Origin of the sequence: Pseudomonas marginalis (assembly GCF_001645105.1) — a bacterium.
Taxonomy (GTDB): domain Bacteria; phylum Pseudomonadota; class Gammaproteobacteria; order Pseudomonadales; family Pseudomonadaceae; genus Aquipseudomonas; species Aquipseudomonas petroselini.
Genome location: NZ_LKEG01000044.1, coordinates 82,408 through 93,953, shown reverse-complemented (window position 1 = coordinate 93,953; position 11,546 = coordinate 82,408). Strand labels below are relative to the sequence as shown.

The 11,546-nt window shown below is 61.3% G+C and carries 12 protein-coding genes; all 12 read right to left on the bottom strand.

Annotated features, from left to right (window positions below; translation table 11 throughout):
- Window positions 1-129 precede the first annotated feature (129 nt).
- Window positions 130-759, bottom strand: coding sequence for a glutathione S-transferase (locus AO064_RS18605; RefSeq protein ID WP_064054262.1), 630 nt, complete (start codon window positions 757-759; stop codon window positions 130-132).
- 114 nt (window positions 760-873) lie between these two features.
- Entirely contained in the window at window positions 874-1,491 is a 618-nt protein-coding gene (locus AO064_RS18600; RefSeq protein ID WP_064054261.1) for a helix-turn-helix transcriptional regulator, read from the bottom strand.
- Window positions 1,492-1,583: 92 nt separating this feature from the next.
- Window positions 1,584-2,372 (bottom strand): amino acid ABC transporter ATP-binding protein, encoded by a 789-nt coding sequence (locus AO064_RS18595; RefSeq protein WP_064054260.1) that lies wholly within the window; start codon window positions 2,370-2,372, stop codon window positions 1,584-1,586.
- Window positions 2,373-2,411: 39 nt separating this feature from the next.
- Complete coding sequence (locus AO064_RS18590; protein WP_064054259.1) at window positions 2,412-3,122, bottom strand: ABC transporter permease; 711 nt, start codon at window positions 3,120-3,122, stop codon at window positions 2,412-2,414.
- Complete coding sequence (locus AO064_RS18585; protein ID WP_064054258.1) at window positions 3,119-3,838, bottom strand: ABC transporter permease; 720 nt, start codon at window positions 3,836-3,838, stop codon at window positions 3,119-3,121. The genes AO064_RS18590 and AO064_RS18585 overlap by 4 nt, the downstream gene beginning before the upstream one ends.
- A gap of 109 nt (window positions 3,839-3,947) precedes the next feature.
- Window positions 3,948-4,709, bottom strand: coding sequence for a transporter substrate-binding domain-containing protein (locus tag AO064_RS18580; RefSeq protein ID WP_064054257.1), 762 nt, complete (start codon window positions 4,707-4,709; stop codon window positions 3,948-3,950).
- A gap of 49 nt (window positions 4,710-4,758) precedes the next feature.
- Complete coding sequence (locus tag AO064_RS18575) at window positions 4,759-5,748, bottom strand: NAD(P)-binding domain-containing protein (RefSeq protein ID WP_064054256.1); 990 nt, start codon at window positions 5,746-5,748, stop codon at window positions 4,759-4,761.
- 132 nt (window positions 5,749-5,880) lie between these two features.
- Window positions 5,881-6,057 (bottom strand): hypothetical protein, encoded by a 177-nt coding sequence (locus AO064_RS30955; RefSeq protein ID WP_015886224.1) that lies wholly within the window; start codon window positions 6,055-6,057, stop codon window positions 5,881-5,883.
- The gene (locus AO064_RS18570; protein WP_064054255.1) at window positions 6,054-7,157 is read right to left on the bottom strand and encodes a PepSY-associated TM helix domain-containing protein; all 1,104 of its coding nucleotides are present in this window, start codon (window positions 7,155-7,157) and stop codon (window positions 6,054-6,056) included. Before AO064_RS18570 ends, AO064_RS30955 begins: the two co-directional genes overlap by 4 nt.
- Window positions 7,158-7,220: 63 nt before the next feature.
- Window positions 7,221-9,650: a TonB-dependent siderophore receptor gene (locus AO064_RS18565; protein ID WP_064054254.1), complete on the bottom strand. Its 2,430-nt coding sequence runs from the start codon at window positions 9,648-9,650 to the stop codon at window positions 7,221-7,223.
- A 156-nt stretch (window positions 9,651-9,806) separates the two neighbouring features.
- Complete coding sequence (locus AO064_RS18560; RefSeq protein WP_064054253.1) at window positions 9,807-10,775, bottom strand: FecR domain-containing protein; 969 nt, start codon at window positions 10,773-10,775, stop codon at window positions 9,807-9,809.
- A complete protein-coding gene (locus tag AO064_RS18555) occupies window positions 10,772-11,290 on the bottom strand; it encodes an RNA polymerase sigma factor (protein WP_015886220.1) in 519 nt (172 codons plus the stop codon). Before AO064_RS18555 ends, AO064_RS18560 begins: the two co-directional genes overlap by 4 nt.
- Window positions 11,291-11,546: the final 256 nt, after the last annotated feature.

Below are 11,546 nucleotides of genomic sequence, written 5' to 3'. Positions count from 1 at the left end.
CCCCAAAACCAGCCGCTGAGGAGTGCCTGATACACCCTTGGCTGCTTGATTAGGGCTGCTGCGCAGCCCAGCGCGGGGCAAGCCCGCTCACTACAGAAAGGCTGTCGGCCCGGCGTGGGGGGCTTGAGGTCACACGGGCGGTTGCGTCTCCAACATCGACGGCCGCTGGCTGACCTCGGCGTACCACGCGGCAAGCTGCGGGGTATCCGACCGCCATTGCATATCAGGGTGACGGAAATCGAGGTAACCCAAGGCGCAGGCCACGCTGATGGCGGCGATGTCGAAGTGGCTGGTCAGTTCGGCAATCGCATCAGCCTCTAACTCGGCCAGGGTGCGACGGATCTTGTTGCGCTGCTCGTCGAGCCACGGGGCCCAATGCTTCTCCACCGGGCGCAGGGCGCTTTCGTAACGCACCAGCACGGCGGCATCCATGATGCCATCGGCCATCGAGGCCAGGGTCAGGCGGCGCCAGCGGGCCGAGCCGTCACGAGGGATCAGCGGGTTGCCGACGTGCTGGTGGTCGAAGTAATCGAGGATCACCCGGCTGTCGTGCAGCACCGTGCCGTCGGCCAGGCACAGCGCTGGGATCTTGCCCACGGGGTTGTCTTGTACCAGCTGCGCATCCGGGTTGACCGGGGTCGGCATGCAGCCGTGAAGGGCGACGCGGTCCTGCTGGCCGGTTTCGATCAACAGCACGCGGACTTTGCGCACAAACGGCGAAGCGGGGTTGTGGAACAAGGTCATGCTGGGAGTGGACATGGGCATTCCTCGGAAAGAGCAGTGGGGTAACCGACGGCGTCCTCAGCCGCGCCGGGTTTATCGGCGGAGCACGCCAGGGCACCCAGTTTAATCAGTGCCCAATGAGGCCGGTGGTTAGTTTTTTTCTGGCGGGATTGCTCTCAAGTAGTTGTAAACCGTGGCCCGGGAAATATCGAAGTACTCGCCGAAATAATCGACGAAGTTGCGAATGTCCAGCAGGCCACTGGCTCTGGCTTGGGCCAGGGCGTACATGATCTCGGTGCGACCAAAGTCACTTCGCCGCACGCAGTGTTCGACGGATATGGCCTCGACGATGTCGTTGAGCTTTTCCCGCCAATCCGCGCTGAACAACGGCGCGGGTCGCGCTTGAGGTTGCAGGCCCACGGCGAAGCCGCTGAGTAGCTTTTGCACCTGAGATAACGCCGTCATATCGAAGTTCAGACACAGCAGGGCGACGATGTCGCCCTCTTCGGAGCGGGCCGCGATAGAGATTGAGCGCAGCGTGCGGTTATTGGGGCCAGCCTTTTCATACGGACCGATGACATCCAGCCCCTGGTCCAGCTCCGGCAGATTGCAAATCAGCGAGGCATCCCCGACTTTGCGCTTGGAGAAACCATTCGCGATGTGCACGATCAATCCGCTGCGGATATCGTGAACCACCGCTTCCAGGTCGGGAAAAAGCAAGGCAGCGATGCCGTCTGCCGCTGCATTCATGAACGCGATATTGGCCATGGGGAAATAAAGCACTTGAATGTGAAGGGACTGATTGTACGGAGTCGACCCTGCCTTTGACAGGTTGTCCGGTCTTGGCGATACCTGCGCGCTCAGCGGTGGATCTGCGCCAGGAAGGCTTGAGCCCGGTCGCTCTTGGGCTCGGTAAAAAACTGCTCTGGCGGCAGGTCTTCCACAATACGTCCCGCGTCGAGGAACAGCACCCGTTCGGCGACCTGGCGAGCGAAGCCCATTTCGTGGGTGACGCACAGCATGGTCATGCCGGTGTCGGCCAATTTGACGATGACGTCCAGCACTTCGTTGACCATTTCCGGGTCGAGTGCCGAGGTGGGTTCGTCGAACAGCATGATTTTCGGCTCCATGCACAGTGCCCTGGCGATCGCCACCCGCTGTTGCTGGCCGCCTGAAAGTTGGCTGGGGTACTTGTTCGCCTGGCTGTCGATACCGACCTTGCTCAGATAATGCCGTGCGTGTTCTTCGGCGCGCCTGCGTGACAGGCCGCGTACCGATATCGGGGCCAGGGTGCAGTTTTGCAGGACCGTCATGTGGGGGAACAGGTTGAAGTTCTGGAACACCATGCCAATCTCGCGCAACGCTTTATGCCTGGCCGGCGAAGGTTTCCCGAGGTCGGTATCCAGCGCTCGGATGACCCCGCTCTCGGCAATTTCAAGGCGGCTGATGCAGCGAATCAAGGTCGACTTTCCCGAACCGGAAGGGCCGCACAGAACGATGCGCTCACCTTGGCTGACGTTAAGGTCGATGGCGTGAAGGACCTGGAAGTTGCCATACCATTTGTTCAATCCACTGATGTGCACCACGGACTTTCGCGTGGGCGGGGCAGAAAGGGAACGACCGTCTGGTGCGGTGATGTACGAATTCATGACTAGCCCTCTGGACCGCAGTGTGTGGGGGAGACCGGATTACCCGATGTGCTTGCTCAGTGACCGTTCCAGTCGTTTGAGCGCGCGTCTGACGACTTCGACGATGACCAGGTACAGCACCGCCGCCCAGAGGTAGATCTGGAAATCGAAGGTGCGTGAGAAGGCCAGTTTGGTAACGCCCATCAGGTCATAAATAGTGACCAGCGAGGCGATGGAACTGGCCTTGATCATCAGGACCAGTTCGTTACCCAGCGGCCCGATGGCGACCAGCAGCGATTGCGGCAGGATGACTTTTCTCAAGGTGGTCCAGCGAGACAGGCCCAGGGTTTGCGAGGCTTCGCGCTGGCCCGGTGCGATGGCGGTCAGGGCACCGCGCATGATCTCGGCTTGATAGGCCGCCGTGTTCAGGGTGAAGGCCAGCAGGGTGCAGAGCCAGGCATCCCGGAAGAACCACCAGAGACCGAACTCTTGCCAGAAGCCTTTGAAAGACCCCAGGCCGTAATACAGCATGAACAGTTGGACCAGCAGCGGCGAACCGCGAAAGAAGTACACATAGACGCCAGTGAAGCCGCGCACCCAGCGATAGGTCGACAAGCGGCCCAAGGCAATCAATAGACCTAGTAATGCCCCGAGGCTGAAAGAAATCGCCACCAGTTTGCCGGTTACCAGCAAGCCGTCGATAAAGCGTGGGGCGTAACGTTCAAGCAACGCCACGTTGAGCAGCGTGCTCCACAGGTTCTCGCTGTTCATGGCTTGGCACTCTGTTGGTGGCGGCTGAAACAGCGTTCGAGCACATGGAACACGCGGCCGGACAACGCCGAGAAAAACAGATAGCCCAAGCAGGCCACGGTGTAGAACAGCATGGGTTCTTTGGTCACGCTGACTGCCAGGCTGGTCTGGCGCATCAGGTCGACCAGGGAGATAGTCGAAACCAGCGAGGTGTCCTTGAGCAGTGACAACCAGTTGTTCGACAGGCCGGGCAAGGCGATGCGTGTCAGTTGTGGCAGGACCACCCTGCGAAAGGTCGTGCCCTTGGACAAGCCCAGCATGGCGGCCGCCTCCAGCTGACCCTTGGGCAGTGTCTTGAGGGCGCTTAACCAGATCTCGCTGGAAAACGCGGCAAACACCAGGCTGAAGGCAATCATGGCCGCGACGAAGGTGTTGATGGCTACCTCGCCCTGGTAACCCATGGCGGCAAATAGCTTTTGTGCGGCGATCTGGCAGCCGTAATAAATGATCAGCAGGGTCAGTAGTTCGGGCAGTCCACGGAATACCGTGGAAAATGCCGTGGCACCAGTCCGTAGCCAGCGCCATCTGGACCGCGCCGCCAGCGCCACTGCCACGCCCAGCGGCAAACCGAGCGGCACGCAGGCAAGGGCCAGGGCGATCGTGACCAACGCACCTGCGAGCAGCGCCGAGCCCCAGCCATCGCTGGCAAAAGATAACAATGACAGTTGTTCGAGCATGCCAGAACCCTCTCGCGAAATTTGACCTGCACGGGCGCGCGGTGCTCAAGATCAGCACGGCGCCGCAGTGCCGGAGGAGCGTCCCGGGCCAGTGCCCGGGCCCCGAAGGTCAATAGATATCGAAGGCGAAGTAGCGGCTGGCGATCTTTTTGTAAGTGCCATCGGCGACGATTTCGTCCAGCGCCCGGTTCAGCCGCTCGCGCAACGCGACGTCTTCCTGGCGTACCGCAATGGCCGCATCGGTGTTGGTGCCGTCAATGTCCCCGAGGATCTTGCAGCAGTCTTTGCCGGCACTTTCTACCCATGCCAGCAGTGGGTATTTGTCGGCGATGACACCGTCCAGGCGCCCGGCCGCCAGGTCGCTGGCGGCTTCGTCCTGGGAGGGGTAGAGCTTCACCGTGGCGCCGGCCGCGCCATAGTGTTCTTCGGCGTAGATGGCTTGTGTCGAATAAGACTGGGCGCCCACCGTCAGGCCTTTAAAGTCGGTCTGGGCATCGCGGATGCCTGAGTCGTTGGCCACGGCGACCGACAACGGTGTGCGGTAATAGCGGTTAGTGAAGGCGATTTTCTTTTTGCGCTCTTCGGTGACATTCATCGAGGCCACTATGGCATCGTATTTTTTCGCCAGCAGCGCGGGAATCATGCCCTCCCAGTCCTGAGTGACAAAGGTGCAGGTGACCTTCATTCGCTCACACAGGGCGTTGGCAATGTCGATATCGAAGCCGTGCAGTGTGTTGGTGGAATCCACGTAATTGAACGGTGGATAAGCCCCTTCGCTGGCAATGCGCAGTGTTTCAGCGTGTGCCGCACCCGCGACGGTGCAGAGTAGCCAGAGGGATGCTATGGAAATCGTACTAAGCGGCTTTTTCATTTGAATACCTACCTTATTGTTATTGTTTATTCAGGTGTTGATTCGGTACCTAGGCGGGCGTGACGTTGTCCGCATCGCCAGGCGCCACGGCCCGGACCAACCCGACCGCCAGGGTGGCGATGGCAATGTCCTGGGCTGCGAGGCCGGTCAGGTCAGCGACGGTCACGTCGTCAGCGTTGATGCGCCCTTGGAGGCTGCCTGCCAACACGTGCCCCAGGGAGATGTCGGCAGTGTTGGTGACCAGCCCGGCGCGAAGGGCATGCCCCAGTTCACCGCGCTCGGCGCATTGGCGGTGGTCGTCGGTCATGATGACCTGGGCCATCGCCAGAATGTGCGGGTCAAGTTCCTGTTTGCCCTGGCTGTCCGCGCCCAGGGCGACGATATGGGTGCCAGGTTTTACGGCGGACACCGGAACAATTGCCTGGGTTGACGGCGTGCAGGTGATGACGACATTGCAGTGCTCGAACACCTCCTCAACCGTGGCCAGCGCGTGAACCGACAAACCGTGATGCCCCAGTTTCTCTGCCAGCCGGGCGGCTTTGGCCGGGTCCCGCCCCCAGATAAAGACCCGGTCGGTCCCCAGGAGGTGTGCGGCCCAGTGTGCCTGGTGTTCGGCCTGATGCCCGGTGCCGAGAATACCCAGCGCGGTGACCTGTGGCGGAGCGCCGGCCTTCGCCGCCAATGCCCCGGCGGCGGCTGTCCGCCAACTGGTCAGCCAGCCTTCATCGTTGAGGATGGCGATGATCTTGCCGGTGTGTGAGCTGAAGACCAGCATCAACCCGTTATTGGTGTCCAATCCCTTGGACGGGTTCTCATAGAACCCCATGGCCAGTTTGACGACGAAGGTTTCCCCGCCCCGCAAATAACCGAGCCTGATATGACAGTCCCCAGGAGGTTCCTGGAACAGCAGCTCGCCGGACTTGGCACTGATGACGTTGTTTTGGGCATGTTGCATACAGGCATCGCGCACCACGCGCAGCATGTCGTCGCGCTTCAGCACAGTGCGCAGGTCGGCAAGGTCATAGATGGGAAGCGTCATTACGTATTGCCCCGCAAACTGTCGGCACAGGATGTGTGACCTGGGGCAGAGATTAAGCGTATTTAGATGCTTTGTATAAGTTGTTATTAATGTCTAATTATTGCTGAGAAGCGATCTATTGATTGCCCCGATTCAACGGTGCAGCACCCCCCAGAGCGCAATGACTGCCGGAACCCCCAGCCCCAGCCAACTCAGCGAATCCCACAGCCCATCCCCCAATAACGCCGCGAACAACCCTGCCGCCGTAAGCAGGCCTATCCCCAGCGGGAAGGCAAACACCTTCCAGAAGTTCGACTGGCGCGGCTTCATGGCTTGCCCGCCTTGCGCCGGACAACCCACAGGTAGACGCCGCTGCCCAGCACGACAATGGTCAGCACATCCAGCACCGCCCAGAGGACCTTCATCGGCATGCCGCCGTAGTCACCGAAATGCAGCGGCTGGGACATGCCCATGGCGTCCATGTACCAGGGCCGTTCGGCAATGGCGGTGACGGCCAGGGTGCTGGCGTCGATCAGCACTGGTGTGAGCAGGTGCGAGGTCAGGTGGGTGCTGCCCTTCATGAACACGGCGTAATGGTGCTCACTGGAAAAGCGCGTGCCGGGGAAGGCGATGAAGTCCGGCTCCATGCCGGGCGCGGCTTTGGCAGCGATGTTCAGCAGCTCGGTGGCCGGTGCGCGCTGGGTCAGTGGCGGGGCGTTTTTGTAGGGCTCGATCATTGCGCTGAGACTGTCCTGGCGCCAGGCGGCGATGATCAGGTCGGCGCAGGCGCTGATCACGCCGGTCACACCCACCACCAGCGCCCAGGTCAATGTAACCACGCCGATCAGGTTATGCAGGTCGAGCCAGCGCAGACGGGTGGATTTGTCCTGGCGCACGGTGGCGAACTTCAAGCGGCGCATGAACGGCAGGTAAAGCACCGTGCCCGAAATGATCGCCACGACAAACAGCACCCCCATGAACGCCAGCAACCACTTGCCCGGCAGGCCGGCGAACATATCCACATGCAGGCGCAGCAGGAACAAGGTGAAGCCGCCGTTGGCCGCCGGGGTTTCCAGCGCGTCGCCGGTGCGCGCGTCGAGCATGAAGGTGTGCGACGAGTTGGGCTCAGTGCCTGCGGTGGCCGCCATGATCGCGATCACGCCGTTCTTGTCATCTTCGTCCCAGGCCAGGTACTGCATGGCTTCGCCGGGCCGATGAGCCTGCGCCTTGGCCACCAGCTGTTCCAGGTTGAGCTGCGGCGTGTCGGCAGGCATCTGCGCCAGTTCCGGCTCGTTGCCCAGCAGGTGGTCGATCTCGTGGTGAAACACCAGCGGCAGGCCGGTGAGGGCGAGCAGCAGCAGGAATACCGTGCAGATCAGGCTGGTCCAGGTGTGGATGAAGGACCAGCGGCGGATGGTTTTGCTTTTCATTTTTTCAACCTTCAGACACACCAAAGCCGCCCACTGGGGCGGCCTGGTGGTTAACTCAGCCGATTACCACTGGTAGGTAGCGCTGGCGACGACGCTGCGTTGGTCGCCGAAGTAGCAGTAGTTACCATCACAGGTGGACAGGTAGTCCTTGTTGAACAGGTTGGTGGCGTTCAACTTCACCGATGCACCTTTCAGGCTGTTGTCCAGCCGACCCAGGTCGTAGTGCACTGCACCATCGAACACGGTGTAGGCATTGGCCTTGCCCAGCCAGGTGTTGGCCTGATCGCCGTAGGTATTACCGGTGTAGCGGGCACCGAAGCCGATTCCGAAACCGTCGAGCGGGCCGGTGTGCCAGGTGTAGTCGGTCCACAGCGAGGCTTGCTGGTTGGGCATGAGTTGCAGGCGGTTGCCTTTGTATTGGCCTTTTTGCACTTCGGATTTGGCCAGCGTGTAGGCGGCGATCACCTTGAGGTTTTCGGTTACGTCAGACACCGCTTCCAGTTCCAGGCCCTTGACCTTCACTTCGCCGGTCTGGTCGGTGATGGAGACACCACCTGACTGGAAGCTGGTAACCAGCACATTTTTCTGGGTCAGGTCGTACACCGCTGCGCTCAACAAGGTGTTGGAACCGGGCGGCTGGTACTTGACCCCCAGTTCCCATTGCTTGCCTTCGGTGGGTTTGTACGATTCGGTTGGCGAGACGCTGGCGTTGCTCGCTGGCTGGAAGGATTCGGCATAGGACAGGTACGGCACGAAGCCCGAGTCGAACACATAGCTCAGCGCCGCGTTGCCGCTGAAGTTCTTGCTGCGGTCAGTGTTGGTTGCGTCGCTTTGGTTGAAGTAAGTGGTGCCTTGGTGCACCCAGTCTTCACGACCGCCCAAGGTCAGGCGCCATTTGTCCAAGGCCATCTGGTCTTGTACGTAAAGGCCGGTTTGTACGGTTTTCTGGTTGTAGTCGTAAAAAGGTCGGACAGTGGTCGGGCGCACCGTCGGCTGGGTGTTGATCGGGTTGAAAATGTTGGTATCCGACGCTGTTCCGAAAATTGCGCGGTAGGACGTATCGGTGCGCTGGTGATCAAGGCCAAGCAGCAAGGTGTGGGTGATATCGCCGGTAGCAAAATCCGCCTGGAAGTTGTTGTCTACCGCGAACTGTCCGATGTTCTCGTCAACGTTGGTCGTCGAACGGCTGATATCGCCCGCTGCATTAGCGGGAGAGAAGGCATAGGAACCCACGGTCAACTGCTGGAACGACAATTCCGACTTGGTATAGCGCAGGTTCTGCTTGAACTGCCAGGTGTCGTTGAAGCGGTGTTCGAAGGCGTAGCCCAGCGCGTAGTAGGTGCGGTCGTAGTACTCGTAGTCTGGATCGCCCAGGTTCTTGTGGTGGGAAACCTCGCCCAACGGTGATTTGATCTTGGTGCCCTGGATCGGCAGGAACTGGCTGGTGGTACCCGTATCGTCGCGGGTGAATTGCGAGAGCAGCGTCAGTTTGGTGTCGGTGTCAATGTTCCACGTCAGGCTCGGCGCAATGTTGTAGCGCTTGTTGTCGATATGGTCGACCTGAGTCCCTGCATCGCGCACCACGCCGCTGAGGCCATAAAGGAACTGGCCTTCATCGTCGATCTTGCCGGTGCTTGCGAAGTTGATCTGGCGGTAGTTGTCGCTGCCGTACTGCACTTGGATGGCGTGGCTGGATTCGTCGCTGGGGCGTCGGCTGACCATATCCAGCAGGCCGCCCGGAGGGGTCTGGCCGTAGACCGACGAAGCCGGGCCGCGCAGCAAGGCGAGGCGGTCGAGGTTCCAGGTTTCGGCTTTCGGGTTGGCATACACACCGCGCGGCAGTGGCAGGCCGTCGAGGAACTGGGTCGGCTCGAAGCCGCGCACACGCATCCAGTCATAACGGGTGTCGCTGCCGTAGCTGGCAGACACGATGCCGGGCATGTATTTGACCGCGTCATCCAGGTTCTGGACGTTGCGGTCCTGCATCTGCTCACGGGTGGCGACGGAAATCGAGCGCGGTGCCTCGACGAGCGCGGTGTCGGTCTTGGTGCCTGAGGCGGTGCGCTTGGCCAGGTAGCCGTCTACCGGACCCCAGGCGCTTTCATAACTGTCCTGGCCGGTGATATTGGTGGTGGGCAACGCCACGGCCCCCTCCGGCACAGCCACCAACGTATAAGTCCCCGCACTGCTTTGCTCCAACTGCAAACCCGTCCCACGCAGCGCCTCACGCAGCGCTCCCGGCGCATCGAACTGGCCCTGGACCGGCGCCGAGGTCTTGCCCGACGCCAGCGCCGGGCTGAGGGTCAGCGCGAGGCCGCCCTGGCTGGCGATCTGGTTCAGGGTGCTGGCCAGTGGCGCCGCCGGCAGGTTGTAGGCGCGCACGCTGGACGCCTGTTCGGCGGCGACCAGCGCGGTGCTGGCCAGCGGGGCGCTGAGGGCAATGGCCACGGCTAACAGGCTGGGGCGCAACAAGGTGTCTAGCGTGCGGGACATACGGCGGCTCCTGAATGGAAATATTTCTCAATTGCCTAGGTGCCGAACGAGAAGTGAAAAGTGATAGGGGGGGATGGAAATATTTTTTGTCTGGGGTATTTGAGGGGGTTGGCAGGGCCTCTTCGCGAGCAAGCGATAGCCAAGGCACCGCCAAACCTAAGGCTTACGCGTAACCGTCACCCACCACGGTGTGTGCTGCTCGATCTGCACCGGCAGCGTCGGCAGCAGCGCGTTGAGCGCCAAGGTGGTGTCGTGCAGCGGGAAGCTGCCGGTGATGCGCAGGTCGGCCACGTTTTTATCCACGCCCAGGTAACCGGTGCGGTAGCGGCTCAGCTCCTCGACCACATCGCCCAGGCGAGCGTTGTCCACCACCAGCATGCCGCGGGTCCAGGCGTCGGTGGCCGGGGTGACGGCAAGCGTAGGGCCCAGACCGTCGCTGCGCATCAGCACTTGCTGGCCTTCCTTGAAAATCTGTTCCCGGTGCAGGGCTTCGGGCTGAGCGGCCACCGCCGACTGCAGCACGCTCAAGCGCGTGGCGTCGTCTTCGCGCTTGACGATAAACCGCGTGCCCAGTGCCCGCAGGCTGCCGTCGCGAGTTTGCACATAGAACGGGCGTGCGTCGTGGTGGCCGGTCTCGACCAGGATTTCGCCTTCCTGCAACACGATCAGTCGGCGTTTTTCATCAAAACGCACATCGATAGCGCTGTGGGTATTGAGGTTGATCAGCGTGCCGTCCGCCAGTTTCAGCGTGCGCTGCTCGCCGGTGGCGGTACGTTGGTCAGCCAGCCAATAGTGGACCGGCACATAACGCTCACCGGCAAACAACGCCAGGCCAATTACCACGGCGATACTCGCCAGACCACTGCCCAACTTGCGCACACGCTGGCGAATGCCCTCACGCGATTGCAACAACGCCGCCCGCGCCGGGCCCGAGGCCGCACTGAAACGCTGGTCGAGCATGCCCAACTGCCGCCAGGCGCGGGCGTGCTCTTCATCGCTGGCCAGCCATTTGTCGAATTCTTCGCGCTCCACCACGCTGCCGTCGCCCGAATCGAAGGACAGTTGCCAGGCAATCGCCGCATCCAGCACACGGGCCGAGACCGGCTTGGAACTGATCACGGTCACTGCGGCTCGCCATACAGCGCGATGTAGCACTGGCGAATGCCCTGAGCCAGGTATTGGCGCACGCGCGGCACCGACACGCCGAGGCGTTGGGCGATGTCTGCGTGGCCCATGCCGTCCAGGCGGTTGTAGAGAAAGGCTGCGCGGGCCTTGCTCGACAATTTGCCGAGCAGGCGGTCGATAGCCTTGAGGTCTTCGAGGATCAGTTGCTGGGCTTCCGGCGAAGGGTGTTCGCTTTCCGGGATCAGCATCAGTTCGGTGAGGTAGGCCTGTTCCAGGGCGGCGCGACGGAAATAATCGAACAGCAGGCCCTTGGCGATCGCGATGAGAAACGCGCGGGGCTCGCGGGGTTCGCGCAACTCGTCACGGCCAAGCAGGCGCATGAAGGTGTCCTGGCTCAGGTCCTCGGCGCGGCTAGGACAGGCCACATTGCGTCGCAGCCACGCCAACAGCCAGCCACGATGGTCGCGATACAACGCGCCAACAAGCTCACTGTGTGGGTTCTGGATTGACGACAAGGCAGCACCTGGCAAACGCGATGTTTAAACTAACGAGAATTATTCGCGATTGTGTCAGAGCCGTGGGGTGGGCGCAATTGGCGTCTGTCGGTTTGAAGGGGGGACGCTTTTGGGGTGAGTGGGCTTGCCCCGCGCTGAGCTGCGTAGCGGCCCCAAAAACTGATTTCACGGTTTGCCGGGCAGAACGCGGTGTTTTTATTGGGGTGGCTGCGCCACCCAGCGCGGGGCAAGCCCGCTCACTACGAGGATCAGCGGC